General features: G+C 60.6%; 20 protein-coding genes and 1 tRNA gene. 9 read left to right on the top strand and 12 right to left on the bottom strand.

The window, feature by feature from the left end; translation table 11 throughout:
* The first annotated feature begins 163 nt into the window (after nt 1–163).
* Entirely contained in the window at nt 164–421 is a 258-nt protein-coding gene (locus ACQZ40_RS17810) for a DUF2934 domain-containing protein (protein ID WP_078053427.1), read from the top strand.
* Between the two features lie 66 nt (nt 422–487).
* On the opposite strand, the gene ACQZ40_RS17805 is transcribed toward ACQZ40_RS17810, so the two are convergent.
* Nucleotides 488–1,291 carry an SH3 domain-containing protein gene (locus ACQZ40_RS17805; RefSeq protein WP_271046264.1) on the bottom strand — a complete coding sequence of 268 codons (804 nt, stop codon included), beginning with the start codon at nt 1,289–1,291 and terminating at the stop codon, nt 488–490.
* A 257-nt stretch (nt 1,292–1,548) separates the two neighbouring features.
* Here ACQZ40_RS17805 and ubiG point away from each other — a divergent pair, with 257 nt between their 5' ends.
* Nucleotides 1,549–2,301, top strand: a complete 753-nt coding sequence (gene ubiG, locus ACQZ40_RS17800) for a bifunctional 2-polyprenyl-6-hydroxyphenol methylase/3-demethylubiquinol 3-O-methyltransferase UbiG (protein WP_448748375.1) — start codon at nt 1,549–1,551, stop codon at nt 2,299–2,301.
* Between the two features lie 38 nt (nt 2,302–2,339).
* Here ubiG and ACQZ40_RS17795 read toward each other — a convergent pair whose 3' ends face one another.
* The 4 genes from ACQZ40_RS17795 to ACQZ40_RS17780 are packed head-to-tail and all read right to left on the bottom strand — an operon-like array spanning nt 2,340 to nt 4,764.
* The gene (locus ACQZ40_RS17795) at nt 2,340–2,768 is read right to left on the bottom strand and encodes a DUF1178 family protein (RefSeq protein WP_104679702.1); all 429 of its coding nucleotides are present in this window, start codon (nt 2,766–2,768) and stop codon (nt 2,340–2,342) included.
* A complete protein-coding gene (locus tag ACQZ40_RS17790) occupies nt 2,765–3,625 on the bottom strand; it encodes a carbon-nitrogen hydrolase family protein (protein WP_065657108.1) in 861 nt (286 codons plus the stop codon). The genes ACQZ40_RS17795 and ACQZ40_RS17790 overlap by 4 nt, the downstream gene beginning before the upstream one ends.
* A 32-nt stretch (nt 3,626–3,657) precedes the next feature.
* Complete coding sequence (gene grxC, locus ACQZ40_RS17785) at nt 3,658–3,912, bottom strand: glutaredoxin 3 (RefSeq protein ID WP_003522552.1); 255 nt, start codon at nt 3,910–3,912, stop codon at nt 3,658–3,660.
* A 60-nt stretch (nt 3,913–3,972) separates the two neighbouring features.
* Nucleotides 3,973–4,764, bottom strand: a complete 792-nt coding sequence (locus ACQZ40_RS17780) for a ComF family protein (protein ID WP_448748374.1) — start codon at nt 4,762–4,764, stop codon at nt 3,973–3,975.
* A gap of 143 nt (nt 4,765–4,907) precedes the next feature.
* Between ACQZ40_RS17780 and ACQZ40_RS17775 the strand changes: the two genes are divergently transcribed.
* A complete protein-coding gene (locus ACQZ40_RS17775; protein ID WP_448748384.1) occupies nt 4,908–5,789 on the top strand; it encodes a methyltransferase domain-containing protein in 882 nt (293 codons plus the stop codon).
* 18 nt (nt 5,790–5,807) lie between these two features.
* On the opposite strand, the gene ACQZ40_RS17770 is transcribed toward ACQZ40_RS17775, so the two are convergent.
* From ACQZ40_RS17770 to ACQZ40_RS17745, 6 genes are all read right to left on the bottom strand, one after another.
* Nucleotides 5,808–6,020, bottom strand: a complete 213-nt coding sequence (locus tag ACQZ40_RS17770) for a Flp family type IVb pilin (protein ID WP_078053424.1) — start codon at nt 6,018–6,020, stop codon at nt 5,808–5,810.
* 70 nt (nt 6,021–6,090) lie between these two features.
* Nucleotides 6,091–6,405 (bottom strand): hypothetical protein, encoded by a 315-nt coding sequence (locus ACQZ40_RS17765; protein WP_003522548.1) that lies wholly within the window; start codon nt 6,403–6,405, stop codon nt 6,091–6,093.
* Between the two features lie 171 nt (nt 6,406–6,576).
* Complete coding sequence (mutT, locus tag ACQZ40_RS17760; RefSeq protein ID WP_448748373.1) at nt 6,577–6,990, bottom strand: 8-oxo-dGTP diphosphatase MutT; 414 nt, start codon at nt 6,988–6,990, stop codon at nt 6,577–6,579.
* Nucleotides 6,987–7,763, bottom strand: coding sequence for a GNAT family N-acetyltransferase (locus ACQZ40_RS17755; RefSeq protein WP_065657103.1), 777 nt, complete (start codon nt 7,761–7,763; stop codon nt 6,987–6,989). Before ACQZ40_RS17755 ends, mutT begins: the two co-directional genes overlap by 4 nt.
* 18 nt (nt 7,764–7,781) lie before the next feature.
* On the bottom strand, nt 7,782–9,023 hold the full coding sequence (gene argJ / locus ACQZ40_RS17750; protein WP_448748372.1) for a bifunctional glutamate N-acetyltransferase/amino-acid acetyltransferase ArgJ: 1,242 nt from the start codon (nt 9,021–9,023) through the stop codon (nt 7,782–7,784).
* A 93-nt stretch (nt 9,024–9,116) separates the two neighbouring features.
* Nucleotides 9,117–9,986: a peptidylprolyl isomerase gene (locus ACQZ40_RS17745; RefSeq protein WP_080858141.1), complete on the bottom strand. Its 870-nt coding sequence runs from the start codon at nt 9,984–9,986 to the stop codon at nt 9,117–9,119.
* A gap of 242 nt (nt 9,987–10,228) precedes the next feature.
* Between ACQZ40_RS17745 and secA the strand changes: the two genes are divergently transcribed.
* From secA to ACQZ40_RS17720, 5 genes are all read left to right on the top strand, one after another.
* Nucleotides 10,229–12,946, top strand: coding sequence for a preprotein translocase subunit SecA (secA, locus tag ACQZ40_RS17740; RefSeq protein ID WP_448748371.1), 2,718 nt, complete (start codon nt 10,229–10,231; stop codon nt 12,944–12,946).
* Nucleotides 12,947–13,081: 135 nt separating this feature from the next.
* Complete coding sequence (locus ACQZ40_RS17735) at nt 13,082–13,975, top strand: DMT family transporter (protein ID WP_078053421.1); 894 nt, start codon at nt 13,082–13,084, stop codon at nt 13,973–13,975.
* A gap of 81 nt (nt 13,976–14,056) precedes the next feature.
* On the top strand, nt 14,057–15,259 hold the full coding sequence (gene mdoC / locus ACQZ40_RS17730; protein ID WP_448748370.1) for a glucans biosynthesis protein MdoC: 1,203 nt from the start codon (nt 14,057–14,059) through the stop codon (nt 15,257–15,259).
* A 57-nt stretch (nt 15,260–15,316) separates the two neighbouring features.
* Nucleotides 15,317–16,732 carry a Wzx-type polysaccharide biosynthesis protein UppV gene (gene uppV / locus ACQZ40_RS17725; RefSeq protein WP_174039977.1) on the top strand — a complete coding sequence of 472 codons (1,416 nt, stop codon included), beginning with the start codon at nt 15,317–15,319 and terminating at the stop codon, nt 16,730–16,732.
* Nucleotides 16,733–16,740: 8 nt separating this feature from the next.
* Nucleotides 16,741–18,012, top strand: a complete 1,272-nt coding sequence (locus ACQZ40_RS17720; protein WP_065657099.1) for a GNAT family N-acetyltransferase — start codon at nt 16,741–16,743, stop codon at nt 18,010–18,012.
* A 55-nt stretch (nt 18,013–18,067) separates the two neighbouring features.
* Here ACQZ40_RS17720 and uppQ read toward each other — a convergent pair whose 3' ends face one another.
* Entirely contained in the window at nt 18,068–18,703 is a 636-nt protein-coding gene (gene uppQ, locus ACQZ40_RS17715) for a polysaccharide biosynthesis GNAT family N-acetyltransferase UppQ (RefSeq protein ID WP_448748369.1), read from the bottom strand.
* Nucleotides 18,704–18,998: 295 nt separating this feature from the next.
* Here uppQ and ACQZ40_RS17710 point away from each other — a divergent pair.
* A tRNA-Leu gene (locus ACQZ40_RS17710) sits at nt 18,999–19,083 on the top strand.
* Nucleotides 19,084–19,138 lie beyond the last annotated feature (55 nt).

Here is a 19,138-nt window from a genome sequence, read left to right as displayed (position 1 = left end):
CGGAAATCCGTTTTCGCAATGCAGCATGTTTGCTTGACGCCCGGAAAATCATGGCATGTAATGGGTTCTGGAAATGCCGGCATTGATTCCTGTCGAGCGTGTGCCGGACCAAAGCGGAATGTCGCCTTCTCATAGGCGCTGTAAACAGCAACGGGAGACGAGCATGCAGGTTTCGGAACACGAATGGATCAGTAAACGGGCATATACACTTTGGGAAAAGGAAGGCCACCCCCATGGGCGCGACGCGCACCATTGGGAACAGGCCAAGCACGAATTTTCGCTGCTGAAGACATCGGAAGCGACGAAACCTGCAACGCGCAAGAAGGCCGCTCCCAAGGCCGCTGCTGCTGAAGCCGCACCGGATGCGCAAGCCCCGGCAAAACCCAAGGCCCGTGCCCGCAAGGCTGCCGCCGCGAAATAACGGCTCGTAAAGCTCAACTGAAGCCATAAATGAAAAAGCCCGACGATCATGCCGGGCTTTGTCTGTTTAGCGCGGGTCACAACCCGGATCGCCGATCCGGCAGCCATCGCGGAAATTTTCCGAAGCAGGCGCACGGCGCGTGTCATCCCACTGGCGACGCTCTGGGCGACGCTGGCCTTCATCCTGGTTCTGCTGGCCATCGCGATTGCGGTCGCGGCTTTCATCTTCGAAGCGGCGGCGGTCGTCGTCGCGACGCGGCCTGTCCTGATTTCTGTCACCCTGGTTCCAGTCGCCGTAGCGACGTTCCCAGCGTCCGTCATTCGGGCCGCCCTGGCGGGGATCACGCCACTCGTCGCGGCGACCATCACGCCAGTCGTCCGGGCGTCCGTCACGCCACTCGTCACGCGGACGCGGACGGTCCCATCCGGCGCTCGGAGGCGGGGCGTTCCAGTACCCGCCGGACGGCGGCGGACGGCGCCAGCGGTCGCGCTCGCGGTAGAAGTCGCGGTCACGATAATAGCGGTCCCAATAACGGCCGACTTCGAAGGTGATCACCGGCACGCCGAGATCGCGGTAATAACGCGGTTCCACATAGACCCGGTTCTGCCGGTAGGTCGTGGCGATATAACGCCCGGCTACCCAGCCCCGACCGCCCACGAAGGAAACATCGCACCACGGCGTATCGGAAAGGCAGCCGTGCACGGTGAGCGGCGCACCATTCGGGATAACCACGACGGCCGGATAAGCCGTGCTCGGGCCGGAGCGCATATTCACATTCGCGGTGGCGAAACCCCGCGTCGCAGCTTCGGCAAGTGCCGGCGCGGCGAGCATGGCCACCAGCGCAATTGCGCCAAATAGTTTTTTCTTCACTTCTTTCTCCTCAAGCAAAGGCCCGCTTTGCCCTTGTCGGCATCCACCCTGTTCGATGGACCAGTATGCGTTCCACATACTGCCACGACCGGAAAATACGCGGTTCTGCATGAACGCAGCATGAAACAAATGAGGCATCCAATCAGTTCCACCTGCGGCAATCAGCGCCCGATAAATCGCCGCCGGGATGGACCGCCGGTCTTGACTTCGAGGGGCAATCATCCGACTTCAATGCAACAGCAATATGGAGCAGAACCATGAGCGAAACCGCACAGACGACCGTCGACCAGAGCGAAGTGGATCGCTTCTCCGCGATGGCTGCGGAGTGGTGGAGCCCGACCGGCAAGTTCCGCCCGCTGCACAAGTTCAATCCGGTGCGGCTCGAATATATCCGCAACCGCATCTGCGATAATTTCGGCCGCGACCCAAAGGCGCACCGCCCGCTGGAAGGGCTGCGCATACTGGATATCGGCTGCGGCGGTGGCCTTCTCTCCGAACCCGTTGCACGCATGGGCGCAGATGTGGTGGGCGCCGATCCCTCGGAAAAGAATATCGGCATCGCCTCCACCCATGCCCGCGAAAGCGGGGTCAGTGTCGATTACCGCGCCGTGACTGCCGAGCAGTTGCAGGAAACCGGCGAAACCTTCGACGTCATCCTCAACATGGAGGTGGTCGAGCATGTGGCCAATGTCGATCTCTTCGTCACCACCTGCGCGAAAATGGTGCGCCCCGGCGGCCTGATGTTCGCCGCCACCATCAACCGCACGCTCAAAGCCCGGGCACTGGCGATCTTTGCCGCCGAAAATGTGCTGCGCTGGCTGCCGCGCGGCACCCACCAGTATGAAAAGCTCGTTCGCCCGGAAGAGCTCGAGCGGCCGCTGGTGGCGAGCGGTATGGATATCATCCACCGCACCGGCGTCTTCTACAACGTGCTGCAGGATCGCTGGAATCTGTCGCCGGATATGGATGTTAACTACATGATGCTGGCGAAGCGGCCGGCGCAGGGGTAAACCCGGACGCTATTTGCGTGAGGTCGTCCTAAAGAAGTTCAGTTGACGTCGTCGGGCAGCACTGGCAGCGGCGCGATCTCGATACCCTCGTCCAGCAGGGCCTTGGCGTCCTGCGCCGAGGCATTGCCGATGATGCCGCGCTCATCCGCTTCGCCATAGTGGATCTTGCGGGCTTCTTCGGGAAATTTATCGCCGACATCTTCCGCATTGGCGCGGATATTGGCAACGGCCTCGCGGATTTTCGCAAGCGCCTCTTTTCGGGCGGCATCCATGGCCAGCGTCTGGCGTTCGTCTTTCTTGCGGGCGGTGGAAACCGAAGGCGCCATCAAAAGCTTGGAGACCTGCACGGAATTGCAGACAGGACAGGACAGGAAACCGCGCTGCAACTGATCGTCGAAATCGTCGCTGCCGGCAAACCAGCCTTCGAACTCATGGCCCTTTTCACAGGCCAGCGCATAACGGATCACGCCGCTTCACCTCCGGCAGGTTTCAGGGGAATAACCGTATCCAGACCGAACTCGCGGGCATTGCGGAGATTGGGAATTTTTCCGCGCGCGGCAGCCACCAGCGAGGTATCGATCTCGGCGAAGATGATCTCTTCGCCAGCGCCGCCGGCAACGGCCAGAACCTTGCCCCATGGGTCGATGATGATGGAATGGCCGAAGGTCTCCCGCCCGTCCTCATGCACGCCGGCCTGCGCGGCGGCGATGACGAAAGCGCCGTTTTCGATGGCGCGGGCACGCAGCAGGATTTCCCAATGCGCCTCCCCCGTCTGTCGGGTGAAAGCCGCCGGAACAGTCAGAACCTCCGCACCTGCCAGCGCTTCCGCGCGGAACAGCTGCGGGAAACGGACGTCATAGCAGATTGCGAAGCCGAATTTCCCCAGCGGAAGTTCGGCGATACGCGCCACTTCGCCGGGTTGATAGGCAGCGCTTTCACGCCAGCTTTCACCGTTGTCGAGATCGACATCGAACATATGGATCTTGTCATAGCTGCAGATGCGCGAACCATCCGGCGCGAAGAGAAAACCGCGATTGGCGATCTTGCCATCCGGGCGGGCAATGGCCGTGGAGCCGACATGGACATGAATGCCGAGTTCGCGGGCAAGACGGGCCGCCGTCGCAACGATGATATCGCCATCGTCATCACGCAGTTGCGCACGCAGCGCCTGCCGGTCCTTCTGGATTGCGCCCGTCATTTCCGGGGTCTGCACATAAACGGCGCCCTCGGCCGCAGCCGCACGCACCAGCCGTTCCATATCGGCGGCGTTTCTTGCCGGATCGACGCCGGAGCGCATCTGAATGGCGGCAGCCTTGAAACCCATCACATCCTCCATACCCGCAAGATCGCGGCCGATCAGGCGGCCAGCAGCGCGTCCAGTTTACCGGCGCGCTCCAGCGCGTGCAGATCGTCGCAACCGCCCACGTGCTGGCCGTTGATGAAGATTTGCGGGAACGTCGTTCCGCCGGATTTCTCGATCATTTCCTGCCGGTATTCCGGTGTCGTCGTGGCGTTATATTCGGCATAATCCACGCCCTTGCTGTCCAGCAGCGCCTTGGCGCGCGCGCAATAACCACAAAAATCCCGCGTATAGATCGTCACCGGTGCCATGTTTTCAAAGCCCTCGCAAACGTGCGGTCAAACGCACGATAAACTCATGTCATTCAGGTTTCATATAGGCCCGGAAATGGCCATTGCAAAGGTCAAAACCGTCACATCCGCGGCACCGGCCCTGCGCAGGGCGCGGCTTGCCGCACCCACCGTCGCGCCGGTGGTATAGACGTCGTCCACCAGCACCACGCGCCTGCCATGAACATCTGTTTCCCGGCCGGGCGCGAGCGCGAAAGCGCCGCGCACATTATCCCGCCGGGCGAGTGCGGAAAGCCCCACCTGCCGCTCTGTCGGCTTCACGCGCAGCAGCGTGCCGGCAAGCAAGGGCTTGCCGGAGGCCCTGGCCAGATGCCGCGCCAGCTCGGCGGATTGATTGAAGCGGCGGCGCAGGAAACGGTTGCGATGCAATGGAACGGGCACGATGCAATCACAGGCATCCACCGTTCCGTTACTTGCCCTCAGCATCCACAGCGCCATCAGGCGGGCGAGATCGGTCCGGTCCTGATATTTCAGCCGGTGCACCAGCTTGCGGGCGGTTCCCTCATGGCTTGCAACGGCGCGCAGCCGGTCAAAAGGCGGCGGTTCGGCAATCGCCTGTGCGCTCACGAAACCATCTCCGTGATCCCGCGCGAAGGGAATGCCCAGAACCTCGCAAAAAGGGCGATCGATAAAGGCCACATCCCGCCAGCAATCCGCACATAAGGCGCCCTCGCCGCCGGTCATGCGGGTGCAGCCCGCGCAGGTTGGCGGGTAGACCATACAAAAGACCGCGCGCCACATGTCTCCCGCCGCCGCCGGCACGGCCGCAGACTTAGACAGCAAAACCGAAAACAGACTTTCACCAGCACCCATGAGGTTGACTTTACCGCCGAACGGGTGCCTTTGCGAGAGCGATAGTTCCTTCCCGACACCGGGAAAACGGTGCCCAAAACGGCATGAGACCAACGATACGGCCCGCCGATCCCAAAGGCGTTTGAGGCCGAGCAGGCAAGATGATGGATATTCTCTTTGACCAGGCCCTGATCGAACAAAACCGTCGCCGGGCGTGGAACCGGCGCGACGACAAGGCCCTGTTTCTTCTCGATATGGCGGCCGAAGAGCTGGCCGACAGGCTTGCCATCGTCGAGCGCCAGTTCGAGACAGCAATCGAACTTCACGGCGGCACCGGCGTCACCGCCCGGCGGCTGGCGGAGACCGGCAAGGTGGATACCATTCGCCGTATCGAAACCGAGAGCTGTTTTGCGACGGATGCGAATATTCCCGACGCCGCTTCCATGGAACATCTGCCGCTCGAGGAGGCCTCCGCCAACCTCATCGTTTCACCGCTTGCCCTGCATCTGACCAATGATACGCCCGGCGCGCTGATCCAGATCCGGCGGGCATTGAAACCGGACGGCCTGTTTCTCGGCGCCATTCCCGGCAGCGGCACCCTGCAGGAACTGCGCGACGTGCTGCTGACCGCCGAGGCGGAACTGACCGGAGGCGCCAGCCCGCGCGTCATTCCCTTCGCCGATGTCCGCGATGTCGGCGCGCTTTTGCAGCGCGCCGGCTTTGCGCTCCCCGTGACCGATGCGGAAAGCTACACCGTGCGTTACGATTCAATCTTCCCGCTGATGCGCGATCTGCGCGCCATGGGCATGGCCAATCCGCTGGCAAGCCGCAGCAGAAAGCCGCTCAACCGCGCCTTTTTCCTGCGCGCGGCCGAGCTTTACGCCGAGCGATATTCCGATCCTGACGGGCGGATAAGGGCGACATTTTCCATCATCTATGTATCGGGCTGGGCGCCGCACCAAAGCCAGCAGAAGCCGCTGAAACCCGGCTCCGCCAAGGTGCGGCTTGCCGATGCCTTAAGGACAACCGAGGTAAAGCTGTCCTGAGCGATCAGCCGAGAGGCTTCAACTCGCCAAAGTGTCTACGATGAACTGAAACACGGCATTGATATTGCTGCTTATGCTGCCTGCGCCAGCGATGAGGGCGGCGGAAATCAGCCCGGCGATCAAGCCGTATTCAACCGCTGTCGCACCGTCTTCGCTTTTGCAAAAATTGATAAAAAAATGCAGCACAGGATATTCCCCATCCGCCATCCGGTGCGTTGCGACAACCGGCATCTGCCCTGTTGAAATCAACTCTATCCTAGGTCGGCGATGTGAGGAATCCGTTACCTTTGATGGTAAACGATCAGCAACCGCTCTCGTTGCTATAACCCGTGACCACGCAGGGCATTTCCGGCATTGGCTGGGTGATGCTGCGACGGATGGAATAGGTCTTGCCCACATCGGTCTTCTTGATGGAGCCCGTGCTGATCATGTCGTAATTATCGGGAAACTGCGCCACCCGCGTGGAGGATTTTCCGGCAAGCATGGGAGTGACGATGAGTGAGAGCGCGATAACCGCCGTGCCGAAAAGCAGCGCCACATTGAGTACGCCGGTGCGACGGGATTTGTCGGAATACAAATGACGACCTTCCACCGTCTTCCAGAAATCCTCGTTCATGAGCAACCTCGTCTCGCGCAGTTTACCGCTTCTTTAGCTTAACAATCTGCCAGAGGGTGCTGAACGATCTCTTAACACAGCCCCGTTTTGGCACGGCAAAGCGCTGCAAACGGGGCATTTTCACGAAGCTGTGACGGGATAATACGCGAGGACCTCGGGGGCTTCCCGATTTTATAGCAAATCCTGCAGGAAGGGGATGAGCGGCTCATCGGCCGGCGGCATGGGGTAATCGCGCAGTGCCTGCGGCTTCACCCATTTAATCGCCTGCCCTTCCCGGCCGTGTGCAATGCCCTCATAACGGCGGCACACATAAAGCGGCATCAGGAGGTGGAAGGTCTCATAGGTGTGGCTGGCAAATGTCAGCGGTGCGAGGCAAGCGACTTTGGTTTTGATGCCCAGCTCCTCGTCCAGTTCACGAACAAGGGTTTCCTCGGGCGTCTCGCCATGCTCCACCTTGCCGCCGGGAAATTCCCACAGGCCTGCAAGCGACTTGCCTTCCGGACGCTGCGCCAGAAGAATGCGGCCATCCTGATCGAGAAGGGCGCAGGCCGCGACCAGCTGGATTTTTTTGCCTGCCTCGCTCATTCGCCGGCTCCCTTGCGCCAGTAACGATAACGATAGGCCTCGGAGAAGCCGAATTTTTGATAAAGGGCGATCGCCGGCGCATTGGTGGAAACCACCTGCAGCCAGGCGGTTTTTGCGCCGCTGATTCTTGCCCAGCGCAGTGCCGACGACAAAACCTGCGTGCCGAGGCCCTTTTTGCGCTGCGACTTTTCGACATCGAGGGAGATGATGCCGGCAAGATCATTGTCCTGCACGCAGATCACGGTCGCGAGCGGATTGCCTTCCACTTCCTCATTGATGAAGAGGCCGAGCGCCGGCTTGATGGAGCTGACGATTTCCGCAATCGCCGGACGGAGCGCCGGGTCGCTATCGCTGACCTTGATGCTCGCCTCGACAAAACGGCCGATATCGTGGCTCGGCAGGCTGACCAGCGTTTCGGGCAGCTCCATGCCGGAGAGATCGGCCGTCATGACCGTGACCTCTTCGAACACGGACCAGCCGTCATTCGAGAGAAATTCTCTCAGCTGCGGCGGCATCAGCGTCGTTTCGCGCACCACCAGCGGTCGGCCGAAATCTTCAAAACGCTTGCGCGCCTTTTCCAGCCGCACCGCGCTGTTTCCGTAATCGGACGGGTCGAGCGGCACCACGCAGTTGATGCGCTTGGAGGGGTGCGAGCCCGTCAGGCGGATTTGCCAGCTACCGTCATAAATCACCGACGAGGCAGGCCATGCCCGGAAGCTGACGGCTTCCAGACGGCGAACCAGCGGCAGATTGACGGCCTTATTGTCCTGCATTCTCTTCGGCTCCAACGGTCAGCTCCGATAGTCGCCGTTGATCGCAACATATTCTTTCGTCAGGTCACAGGTCCAGACGGTGGCAGTGCCCTGACCGAGGCCGATATCCACCTTTACCGGAATGTCTTCGAGACGCATCACCGCGCTGGTTTCCGCTTCCGAATAATCCGGGTCGCGCTCGCCGTTGACGGCCACGCGCACGCCGCCGAACCAGATGGCGAGGCGGTCACGGTCGGCCATTTCGCCGGACTTGCCGACGGCCATGACGACGCGGCCCCAATTGGCGTCTTCGCCGGCAACCGCGGTCTTCACCAGTGGCGAATTGGCGATGGAAAGGGCAATCTTCTTGGCGGCGGCATCGTTTTCCGCGCCCGTTACGGTGACTTCCACCATCTTGCGCGCGCCTTCACCATCGCGAACCACCTGCAAGGCAAGGTCCTTCAGAAGATCGTTCAGCGCGGCGCGGAAGGAGGACAGGCGCTCGTCATCGGCGCTCGTTACCTTTACCTGGCCGTCTTCAGCGGCAGCACCTGTCGCAAACAGCATCAACGTATCGGAGGTGGAAGTGTCGCTATCGACCGTCACGGAATTGAATGTCGGGCCAACACCGGCAGACAGCAGCGACTGCAGGGCGGCGGGCTCGATATCCGCATCCGTCACCACGAAAGAGAGCATCGTCGCCATATCCGGCGCAATCATGCCAGCACCCTTGGAAATGCCGTTGATCGTCACGATCACGCCGCCGATCTCGGCGGTGCGGGTCGAAACCTTGGGATAGGTGTCGGTCGTCATGATCGCCTTGGCGGCTTCCTGCCAGAAATCGGCTTCCGCCCGGACATTCATGTCGCCGAGAACGCCGGCAAATTTCGAAGCATCCAGCGGCTCACCGATCACGCCCGTCGATGCCAGGAAGACCTCGCCCTCGGAGCAGCCAACGGCAGCGGCGGCGGATTTCGCCGTCAATTCGGTCGCGGCCTTGCCCTTGACGCCGGTAAAGGCATTGGCATTGCCGGAATTGACCACCACGGCGCGCGCCACGCCGCCGCCGAGATTGGCGCGGCAGAAATCGACCGGGGCGGAAGGGCATTTTGATTTGGTGAAGACGCCGGCGACGCTTGCCGGCTTGTCGAACACCATCAGCAGAACGTCGGTGCGGTTCTTGTACTTGATGCCGGCGGCGGCCGTCGCCATGCGAACGCCGCGCAGCGCAGGCATGTCAGGATAGGATTTCGGAGCGAGCGGGGAAACGGCAACGGACATTGGAAGCGCCTGAAATTCTGGAAATGGGAAGTATGGAAATGCCAGAGATGAAACGGGGCGGCCTTTAAAGCCGCCCCATAACAAGGGTAATTCTTACTGCTGCGGCTGCGGCTGAGCCTGCTGTTCCTTCGTGGCTTCGTCGTAGCCCTTCTTCAGCGTCTCATCCATGATTTCAATCTTCTGGTCGGCCTTTGCCTTCTCGATGAGGGCAACGTACTTGTCGCGCATGACAAGCTGACGAACCTGCGGCTCGACCTGCTCGAAAGCCGGCGGCGGTGCGATGCGCTTGTCTTCCAGCTTGATGACGTGGAAGCCGAACTGGGTCTTCACCGGAGCCTTGGTGTAGGCGCCCTTTTCGAGACCGAAAGCGGCTTCTTCAAATTCCGGCACCATGCGGCCCTTGCCGAACCAGCCGAGATCGCCGCCGTCATCCTTGTTGGAATCGGTCGACTTTTCCTTGGCGAGCGCGGCGAAATCCTTGCCCGAATCAAGCTGCTTGATGATGTCCTTGGCTTCGTCCTCGCTGGCGACGAGAATGTGCGCGGCCTTGATTTCCTCTTCCTGCGGCAGGGCTGCGACTTCCTTGTCGTAGCGAGCCTTTACTTCGTCAGCGGTAACGGCATCGACGACATGCTTGCGGAAATAGGCGTTGTGCAGCTCACGGTCCTGGATAAATTCCATGCGCTTCTTGAAATCTTCAGTCTTTTCCAGACCTTCGGCGCTGGCGTTCTTCACCAGAAGCTTGACGTCGATCGCGCCGGAAAGGGCTGCAACCTTCTTCTGCTCATCGGGAAGCTGCGCGAGCTGCGGGTCGAGGTTGCTCATGGCGAGGTCGAGTTCGGACTGGTGGATTTCCAGATCGCCGACCTTGGCGACAACCTTGTCTTCCTGTGCGAAAGCCGGAAGCTGGAGGCCGAGCGTGGCCACAATCACCGCAGCCGCAATTTTATTATAGCGCAACATTTTGAACCTTTCGGGGACAATGCCGGCTCCAGACATGGTTTCCGGCTCTGAAAAAACTTCCAAACACCGGATTGTGGCCATTCTGTAACGGGCAGAACCGTTGACATCATTTGCCCCCCCTCTTATCTGTCACGCAACCTCGCGTCCAGATACGTTGAAGGGCGAAGTCCGTCATTTATGCTGAAATCGGCGTGACGGAGAAAAGCGCCCGGCAAAACGGAATTTCAGAAAGGGCCAGTAAGATGGTCAGTCTCGGCGGAATAGCCCGCAAGTTGTTCGGTTCGGCAAATGACCGCCGCGTCCGCTCCTATAAAAGCAAGATCACAGCCATCAATGCGCTGGAAGAAGCCACCAAGGCGCTCTCCGACGAAGCGCTGGCGGCCAAGACCGCTGAGTTCCGCCAGCAGCTTGCCGACGGCAAGACGCTGGACGACCTGCTGATCCCGGCTTTCGCCGTCGCCCGTGAAGCGTCGCGCCGCGTTCTGCATATGCGCCCCTTCGACGTGCAGCTGACCGGCGGCATGATTCTGCATGGCGGCGCCATCGCCGAAATGAAGACCGGTGAAGGCAAGACGCTGGTAGCGACCCTTGCGGTCTACCTCAACGCTCTTGCCGGCAAGGGCGTGCATGTCGTCACCGTCAACGACTATCTCGCCAAGCGCGACGCGGCCACGATGAGCAGGCTCTACAGCTTCCTCGGCCTGACGACCGGCGTGATCGTCCACGGGCTGGACGACGACCAGCGCCGCGAGGCCTATGCCTGCGACATCACCTACGCCACGAACAACGAACTCGGCTTCGATTATCTGCGCGACAACATGAAATATGACCGCGCCCAGATGGTTCAGCGCGGCCACAACTACGCGATCGTCGACGAAGTCGACTCGATCCTGGTCGACGAGGCGCGCACGCCGCTCATCATTTCCGGCCCGCTGGACGACCGTTCCGACCTTTACAACACCATCGACGCCTTCATTCCGCTGCTGACGCCGGAAGATTACGAAATCGATGAAAAGCAGCGCTCGGCCAACTTCTCCGAAGACGGCACCGAGAAGCTCGAGAACCTGCTGCGGCAGGCGGGCCTCCTGAAGGGCGAATCGCTTTACGACGTCGAAAACGTCGCCATCGTTCACCACATCAACAATGCGCTGAAGGCCCACAAGCTCTTCACCCGCGACAAGGACTATATCGTCCGCAACGACGAAATCGTCATCATCGACGAGTTCACCGGCCGCATGATGCCGGGCCGCCGTTATTCCGAAGGTCAGCATCAGGCTCTCGAAGCCAAGGAAAAGGTGCAGATCCAGCCGGAAAACCAGACGCTTTCCTCCGTCACCTTCCAGAATTATTTCCGCATGTACGAAAAGCTGGCCGGCATGACCGGTACGGCGGCAACGGAAGCGGAAGAATTCGGCAACATCTACGGCCTCGACGTCATCGAAGTGCCGACCAACCTGCCGATCCAGCGTATCGACGAGGACGACGAGGTTTACCGCACCGGCGAGGAGAAGTTCCAGGCGATCATCACCGAGATCAAGGCGGCGCATGAACGCGGCCAGCCGGTTCTGGTGGGCACGACCTCCATCGAAAAATCCGAGCTTCTGGCCCATCTCCTGCGTCAGTCCGGCTTCTCCGATTTCCAGGTCCTGAACGCCCGTTACCACGAGCAGGAAGCCTATATCGTTTCGCAGGCCGGCGTTCCGGGTGCGGTCACCATCGCCACCAATATGGCCGGCCGCGGCACCGACATCCAGCTCGGCGGTAACGTCGACATGCGGCTTGAGCGCGAGCTCGAAGGCATCGAACCCGGTCCGGAACACGACGCCAAGGAACAGGCGATCCGCGCCGAGATCAAAGTTCTGAAGGAAAAGGCGCTCGCCGCCGGCGGTCTTTACGTCATCGCCACCGAACGCCACGAAAGCCGACGCATCGACAACCAGCTGCGCGGCCGTTCCGGCCGTCAGGGCGACCCGGGCCGTTCAAAATTCTACCTGTCGCTTCAGGATGACCTGATGCGCATCTTCGGTTCCGAGCGCATGGACAGCATGCTTCAGAAGCTCGGCCTGAAGGAAGGCGAGGCAATCGTCCACCCGTGGATCAACAAGGCGCTGGAACGCGCCCAGAAGAAGGTCGAAGCCCGCAACTTCGAGACCCGCAAGAACCTTCTGAAATATGACGACGTGCTGAACGACCAGCGCAAGGTGATCTTCGAACAGCGCCTCGAGCTGATGGAAGCCGACAATATCGGCGAAACCGCAGCCGATATGCGCCATGAAGTGATCGAAACGCTCGTCACCAAGCATATTCCGGAAAATGCCTATGCGGAACAGTGGGATATTGCAGGCCTGAAGGCCGGCATCGCCCAGTTCCTCAACCTCGACCTGCCGGTGGAGGAATGGGCCAAGGAAGAAGGCATCGCCGAGGACGATATTCTTGAGCGTGTTACCGAGGCCGCCGACAAATACGCCGCCGAGCGCGCGGAACGTTTCGGCCCCGAGATCATGACCTATGTGGAACGCTCGGTCATTCTCCAGACGATCGACCATCTGTGGCGCGAACATATCGTCAACCTCGACCATCTCCGTTCCGTCGTCGGTTTCCGCGGTTATGCCCAGCGCGACCCGCTGCAGGAATACAAGGCGGAAGCCTTCGAACTGTTCCAGGCGCTGCTCGCCAATCTGCGCGAGGCCGTGACCGCCCAGCTGATGCGCGTGGAACTGGTGCAGCAGGAACCGCAGCAGCCGGAACTGCCGGAAATGACGGCGCATCATCTCGACCCCAATACGGGCGAAGACGAAATGGCGCTGGGCCAACAGGCCGCGCCCGCCGCCTTCGTGCCGGCCGAGGATCGCGATCCGGAAAACCCCGCCACCTGGGGTCGCATCGGCCGCAACGAAATGTGCCCCTGCGGCTCCGGCAAGAAATACAAGCACTGCCACGGCGTTTACGAACAGGCCTGAGGCAGTTGCTGACAGACAAACGAAATCGCCCGCACCCTCGGTTGCGGGCGATTTTCGTTGCACCCCTCGATCGCTGTTGACGGATATCGGCAATTTCCAATATGGGAGCCGGATCGTCTTCCGGAAAAAGCTTTCATGGCCCCTCGCGACTTCGCCGCCTATGTTTTTCTCGCACTCGCGTGGGGAATGTCCTTCCTGCTGCTTTTGCATGTCGTCGAGGCCTTCGGCTGGATCGGCGCGGTCACGCTCCGTTCGCTGGTCACCGCCGTCACCCTGTTTCTGATCGCGATTGCGGCGCGCCGAAAGCTTGCATTTTCCGCGAGCTGGCGCGCCTTCGCCGTCGTCGGCGCAACAACGGTCGCGGGACAGTTGATCGGCCTCTCCTATGCGACGCCGCTGGTCGGCACCGCCATGGCGGCCATTCTGGTGGCCACCATCCCGCTTTTTTCCATGCTCATTTCACAGGTCTGGGGACTTGAACGCCTCACGAAACAGGGCTTTGCCGGACTCATCATCGGCTTTAGCGGCATCTTGCTGCTTGTCGGCTTCCCCGCCGTGCCCGTCACGACCGGCTTCATCATCGGCTGTGCCGCCGCCCTCGCCGCCTGCATCTGCGCCGCCTATGGCAGCAACTATGCCAGCCGCTATCTCAAGGGCGTGGGTTCGTGGGAAATCACTATCGGCTCCTTTCTCACGGGCGGGCTGATGACATTGCCGCTTCTTCTGGCCGTGCCCCTGCCCGGAGCACCGCGCCTCATCGATTACGGTTATCTTCTCGTACAGGCGGTGGTCATGAGCGGCCTCACCTACATCACCTATTTCAAGCTTGTCTCCTCAATCGGCGCAACCAGGGCGATCAGCGTGGAATTCGCCGTGACCGTCGTTGCGGTCCTCGTCGGCGCGCTGGTGCTGGATGAGCCGCTTTCGCTTCCCCAGCTTTTCGGCGCCGGCATCATCATTCTGGGCTGTGCGCTGGTCCTCGATCTCATGCCAAGGAAAAAGGCTCCGCCCACACCCTCCGGGGCGTGAAGGGTTTATTAGCGTTTTCCACCAATAGTCGTGCTGGTCATTGCTGATCACACGGGATCGCGCCTGCGGCGCGAGGGAAAAATGCAACCGGGCAAATCAGACTACGAGCACTACTGGGACCCGCTAAGGGCGCTCCTCATGCTGCTTGGCATTCCCTATCACGCCTCCCTCCTCTACAGCTATGCCCTGCCATGGGACATCAAGGATTTCGACACCAGCCCGCTTCTGAGCGCGCTGGGTGCCGCACTCGTCACCGTCCGCATGCCGGCATTCTTTCTGGTTGCCGGCTATTTTTCCACCATGGTCATCGGCAAGAAGGGCAAGATGCGCTGGCTGAGACAGCGCTTCCTGCGCCTTGGCGTGCCCTTTATCGTCGCGGTCCTTCTGCTCGGGCCATCACAGCTTTTCCTGCTGCAACTGGCCGGCGTCGCCAAAGGCGATATTCCGGCCGACCGGCTGCTTGAGAGCCTGCCCGGCCTGCAGCGCCCGAGCGAACAGTGGATCATGCATCTATGGTTCCTGCCGGCCCTTATCTTCTATTCTATCCTGCTTGCCGGCCTGCTGTTTCTCTTGGAACGTCCGCCAGTAGCCTATGTGAGAGATTGGTTCGGCAGCCTGCGGCAGGGGCATACCTCCCTGTTTTTCGCAATGCTCTGCCTCGTACCTGTTGTGTGGGAATTGATGATCTACGGATCCGGCCAGCTTGCAGCAAAGAGCGGAAGCGGCCTCTTTTTTCTCTATGAACGCGCTTCCGATCCCTATGCGCGTTACCTGCCATTCTTCCTCATTGGCGCGCTGCTGCACCGTGACCGCGCCCTCTTTCACCGCTTTCGCCAGACCGGCCTTCTCACCGGCGTCATCGCGGTGGGCGCCATCGCGACGGCGGTGACCCTGCGCCTGCAACATCCCTTTTCGAATTCGGCCCTGCTGGTGCTGGTGTCGACAATTGCGGCGGTGACGGCAAGCCGTCTGTTGATAGACCTCGCCTGCCGCTATTTCGACAGGCCGAGCCGGCTTGCCAGACGCATGACGGATGCGTCCTTCACCATCTACCTGTTCCACCATCCGCTGATCTACGCGTTCGGGACGCTCTTCATCCTCATTGCGCTGCCGCCCATCCTGGAATTCACCATCATCGTCGCGGCCACCACGACGGCGGCCTATATGCTGCATCAGGCGATACGCCTCAGCCCGCTCGCCCTTTTCCTGTTCAACGGCATTCGCAAGCCACGCGTGGCGGACGATATTGGCACACAAGCCGGCGCGTCCCAAACCCTTCGTTAAGGATGAAGCGCGTATGATCGGCCTGCCTATTCAACTGGAAATGATGGCGTGTGGATCATGGCTATCCTCAACACGGCGGAAAAAGCCTTACCCGCAGGCCTGCGCGCGAAGCTTTCGCCGCTGGTAGCGAAAGTCGCCGTTGTTCTTTCCGGCGGGGATGAGGTCTCCCGCGCGCAGCGCATGGCGCTGGTTGCGTTTGCGGTGCGTATCGTCAGCGCCGGTATAGCCTTCATTTCCCAGATCATTCTTGCCCGCCTGATGGGCGAATTCGAATATGGCCTGTTCGCCTTCGTCTGGGTTCTGGTGATCCTGTTCGGCAATCTTTCCTGTCTCGGTTTTCACACCACCGTCATCCGCTTTTTACCCGGCTATCGTCTGGAGGATGCCCATGACAAGATCATGGGGCTGACCTCGACGGCGCGGGTCTTCGCCATGCTTTCGGCCAGCGCGCTTGCGATTTTCGGTTTCGTTTTCCTGTATTTCTTCGGCGAGCGCATCGCCTCCTATTATCTCATTCCCGTGTCGCTCGCGCTTTTCACCCTGCCGATGGTGGCGCTGGGCGATGTGCTGAACGGCACCGCGCGCGCCAATGGCTGGGCGGTCTCCGCACTCAGCCCCACCTATATCGTTCGCCCGGTGCTGATCCTGCTGTTCATGCTGGTGGCAATCGGTCTCGGCGCGGAAAAGACCGCAACGACGGCCATGCTGACGGCCCTTCTTGCCACCTATGTCACCACGCTTTTCCATTTCGCCTTCATGAACCGCAGGCTTAACCGGCATTTCCGCAGCACGGTCCGCAGGGTGCATTTCCGCCACTGGATAAGGTTTGCCTTCCCGATGTTCCTGATCGACGGCATCGGTTTTCTGATGACCAATTCCGATGTGGTGATCGTCGGGCTTTATCTGCCGCCGGATCAGGTGGGCATCTATTTTGCCGCGGCAAAGACCATCGTGCTGATGCAATTCGTGTTTTTCTCGGTGCAGGCGGCCGCCGCCCCGCGCCTGGCCGCCCTCATGTCGGCCAATGACCGGCAGGGGCTCGCCGGTTTCGCCAGCCAGGCAGCGCGCTGGGCCTTCTGGCCATCGCTCGGCGTCGGCAGCGTGGTGCTTCTGGCCGGCCCGTTCCTGCTGTCGCTGTTCGGTCCCGGCTTCGTTGAGGGTTATGAGCTGATGTTCTTCCTTTTCGCCGGTTTCCTCGCCAAGGCGCTGATCGGCCCGGGGGAAACATTGCTGAACATGGCCGGCAAACAAAAATTGTGCGTCGTGCTTTATATTATTATCTTCGGTTGCAACATTGCACTCAACATGGCGCTCATTCCGGTCTATGGTCTGGCAGGGGCAGCAGCAGCGGTGGCGATAGCCATGTGCATAGAAGCTGTGCTATTGCATATTGCCATTCGCCGCACACTCGGGATCGTCCTTTTTGCCTTCAACGATCCCCGGGCGGGTCAAAACACTGGGAAGGCGGTGTAACGATAAGCATGTCCAGCGATCCAAAGAATCCGGATTTTCAGGACCCGCGCATCGCGGCACTGATGGCGTCTGCGGAGCGTGACCGCCCCGTGGCCGACAGCAGCCGACGCGTGGGCCGCGATGGCCGGGAATTCTGCATCTATCCGGGTCAGCTCGGTTATGACATGCAGGAAGAACTCGACTTTCTGTCCAACCGCGTCATGGAGGCGAATGTCTTCTTCACCGGAAGGCTTCTCGCGCCCGCCATGCCGCGCATCGAGGACAAGTCCGTGCGCTTCGCCCTCATTCGCGATGAGAATGGCGCCAGAAGCCGCATGCGCTTCCTGATGCCCTTTACCGTGGAAAAGCCGGGCTTTTCCATCGGTCCCTCCATCATTCGCGTCTGGGCCAATCCATTCGGGCCGCTCGGCACGCCGCTGGTCGACACCGAGGGCGCTGCCGAAACCCTCGACAATCTTTTCGATGCGCTTTCCGACAGCAACATGCGTCTGCCGAATGTTCTGGTTCTGCCGGACATTCGGCTGGAAGGGCCGTTTGCCCGAATGTTCAAAGCCATCGCGCTCAGCCGCAACCTGCCGGTGACGACGACGGGCAATTATTACCGGCCGATGCTGGAGAGCCTTCTCGATGGCAGGGCCTATCTGCGAAACGCCCTTGCGCCGCACCATTTGCGCGAAATGAACAGGCAGTGGCGGCAGCTCGAAAAACTTGGGGCCCTCTCCTATACCGTTACCCGGCAGCCAGCGGACGTGCGTTACCGCATGGAGGAGTTTCTGGCGCTGGAGGCGAGCGGCTGGAAAGGCCGCAAACGCACCGCGCTGGTCAACGACCGTTATCGCGCCGCCTTCGCCCGCGAGGCGATCACCAATCTGGCCGAAGCGGATGCGGTGCGTATCCACACCATCGATCTCAATGGCAGCGCCATCGCCTCCATGGTGGTGTTCATCACGGCGGGCGAGGCCTATACGTGGAAGACCGCTTTCGACGAGAGCTATGCGCAATTTTCTCCCGGCAAGCTGCTCGTGCAGAAACTGACAGACTGGCATCTGGACGATGCCAATATTCTGCGCAGCGACAGCTGCGCCGTGCCCGATCATCCGATCATGAGCCGCTTCTGGCAGGAACGTCAGGAAATGGGTACGCTGGTCGTCGGGCTTGCCCAGAACAGCGACCGGGACGTGCGGCAGGTTTCCACGCAGGTGGACATGTACCGCAACACCCGCAATCTCGCCCGCAGCCTGCGGCAGAAAATCCTGTCCTTTGGACGCAAGGGCAATTGATCCGAAGGGCGCCAGTGGCGCCCTTCGAAGTTTTCTGACACGGGCAAAGCCTGCTTCAGCGCGAGGCCGTCCGGATCATCTTGCACAGTTTCGTCAGCGCCGCATCGTATCCGCCGCCCAGAATATCGACACAACGGCGGGCGAGCTTGATCTGCTCGGTCCGCGACATATCGTTATAGGCTTGCAGGGCATTGCGCATCGCGCCCGGAGACACCGTGCCCGAGCCGCCGGGACTGGTGGTGCTGCCGCCGGGATTTCCGGGCGTGCCGGTCGAACCGGAGCCGCCGATACCGACGCCAACGCCGAGACCGACACCGCTCGAGCCCCCCACATTGGCCCCGACATTGGCATTGATGCCATCCGAGCCGCCAACGGAAGCGTTCACACCGGCATTGACGCCGCTGGAACCGCCCACGGAGGCATTGACATCCGCATTGACCCCATTGCTGCCGCCGACCGATGCGTTGACATCCGCACCCAGCCCGCCGCCGCTCCTGCCGCCGACATCCGCACTGGCGTTAACGCCACTGCTGCCGCCAACGGAGGCATCGACCCCGAGCCCGCCACTGCCATTGTCGCCAACACTGGCGTTAACCCCATTCTCGCCACCGATCCCGATATCCAGCGCATGGGCGTTGATCGGCAGGATCAGGCAGGCGGACAGTAATAAATTGCGAGAAAAAGCCCTCATAATTTCCTCCCTATGAGTTTGGCCATTCCCGCCCCGCGTGGAAACTCCACACTGACATCATAATTCAATTAGTAATTGCGTATATTCCAATTTATTAGAGGTACCTAATATTACCTTAATGCCGCAACTGCAGGTGTCGCGATCCGGCACAGCCACCGGCCGCACCAGTTTGATCGACCGCCCGGCAAAGGCGGAAAATCGTGCGCGCAAACACGCGCGATTCAAAAGGATAAGTCAGCTTTGGGGTTGCACGCATGGCCTTGAGCATGATAGACGCCGTGGCATTACCACCGTTGCCCCAATGGCGGAATTGGTAGACGCGCCGCACTCAAAATGCGGTTCCGAAAGGAGTGCTGGTTCGATCCCGGCTTGGGGTACCATTTCCTAAAAGCGCATTGATTTCTCTAGGCTTTGACCAGCATGCGTCAGTGAACT

It is taken from the genome of Agrobacterium sp. 16-172Ci, assembly GCF_053522725.1.
The sequence above is the reverse complement of the archived record's forward strand: the minus strand, read 5'-3'. Positions and strand labels throughout refer to the sequence as shown.

Bases quoted from the DNA above. Each gene is read 5' to 3' on its own strand.
- ubiG (WP_448748375.1), top strand. From the start codon at position 1,549: ATGAGCGAAACCGCACAGACGACCGTCGACCAGAGCGAAGTGGATCGC.
- ACQZ40_RS17775 (WP_448748384.1), top strand. From the start codon at position 4,908: ATGGATATTCTCTTTGACCAGGCCCTGATCGAACAAAACCGTCGCCGG.
- ACQZ40_RS17735 (WP_078053421.1), top strand. From the start codon at position 13,082: ATGGCCCCTCGCGACTTCGCCGCCTATGTTTTTCTCGCACTCGCGTGG.
- ACQZ40_RS17770 (WP_078053424.1), bottom strand. From the start codon at position 6,020: ATGCCGGTTGTCGCAACGCACCGGATGGCGGATGGGGAATATCCTGTG.
- ACQZ40_RS17810 (WP_078053427.1), top strand. From the start codon at position 164: ATGCAGGTTTCGGAACACGAATGGATCAGTAAACGGGCATATACACTT.
- ACQZ40_RS17790 (WP_065657108.1), bottom strand. From the start codon at position 3,625: ATGGGTTTCAAGGCTGCCGCCATTCAGATGCGCTCCGGCGTCGATCCG.
- grxC (WP_003522552.1), bottom strand. From the start codon at position 3,912: ATGGCACCGGTGACGATCTATACGCGGGATTTTTGTGGTTATTGCGCG.
- ACQZ40_RS17765 (WP_003522548.1), bottom strand. From the start codon at position 6,405: ATGAACGAGGATTTCTGGAAGACGGTGGAAGGTCGTCATTTGTATTCC.
- uppV (WP_174039977.1), top strand. From the start codon at position 15,317: ATGGCTATCCTCAACACGGCGGAAAAAGCCTTACCCGCAGGCCTGCGC.
- uppQ (WP_448748369.1), bottom strand. From the start codon at position 18,703: ATGAGGGCTTTTTCTCGCAATTTATTACTGTCCGCCTGCCTGATCCTG.
- ACQZ40_RS17745 (WP_080858141.1), bottom strand. From the start codon at position 9,986: ATGTTGCGCTATAATAAAATTGCGGCTGCGGTGATTGTGGCCACGCTC.
- secA (WP_448748371.1), top strand. From the start codon at position 10,229: ATGGTCAGTCTCGGCGGAATAGCCCGCAAGTTGTTCGGTTCGGCAAAT.
- mdoC (WP_448748370.1), top strand. From the start codon at position 14,057: ATGCAACCGGGCAAATCAGACTACGAGCACTACTGGGACCCGCTAAGG.
- ACQZ40_RS17720 (WP_065657099.1), top strand. From the start codon at position 16,741: ATGTCCAGCGATCCAAAGAATCCGGATTTTCAGGACCCGCGCATCGCG.
- argJ (WP_448748372.1), bottom strand. From the start codon at position 9,023: ATGTCCGTTGCCGTTTCCCCGCTCGCTCCGAAATCCTATCCTGACATG.
- ACQZ40_RS17755 (WP_065657103.1), bottom strand. From the start codon at position 7,763: ATGCAGGACAATAAGGCCGTCAATCTGCCGCTGGTTCGCCGTCTGGAA.
- ACQZ40_RS17780 (WP_448748374.1), bottom strand. From the start codon at position 4,764: ATGGGTGCTGGTGAAAGTCTGTTTTCGGTTTTGCTGTCTAAGTCTGCG.
- mutT (WP_448748373.1), bottom strand. From the start codon at position 6,990: ATGAGCGAGGCAGGCAAAAAAATCCAGCTGGTCGCGGCCTGCGCCCTT.